Source organism: Shewanella sp. AS16 (assembly GCF_021412365.1).
In the GTDB taxonomy this organism is placed as follows: domain Bacteria; phylum Pseudomonadota; class Gammaproteobacteria; order Enterobacterales; family Shewanellaceae; genus Shewanella; species Shewanella salipaludis.
Genome location: NZ_JAKCLK010000444.1, coordinates 1 through 281, shown reverse-complemented (window position 1 = coordinate 281; position 281 = coordinate 1). Strand labels below are relative to the sequence as shown.

Here is a 281-nt window from a genome sequence, read left to right as displayed (position 1 = left end):
GCCGAAGGCAAGATGAATCTCAACGTGCAACAGGCGGGCGGCAGTGTACTGGTGGTTTCCCAGTTTACCCTTGCCGCAGATACCGAACGGGGGATGCGCCCAAGTTTCTCCAAAGGCGCATCACCGGATCGCGCAGAGGCGTTATATGACTATTTCGTCGAACGCTGCCGTCAGCAAGAGATGAACACGCAAACAGGACGCTTCGCTGCGGATATGCAGGTATCGCTGGTCAATGATGGCCCCGTGACATTCTGGTTGCAGGTATGAGCCAGCTTCCAGGG

General features: G+C 56.6%; 1 protein-coding gene. It reads left to right on the top strand.

Features of this window, described 5'->3' with window-relative positions:
* On the top strand, nt 1-267 hold a 267-nt coding region (dtd, locus tag LZP73_RS21025), incomplete at its 5' end, for a D-aminoacyl-tRNA deacylase (protein ID WP_234236937.1).
* Nucleotides 268-281 lie beyond the last annotated feature (14 nt).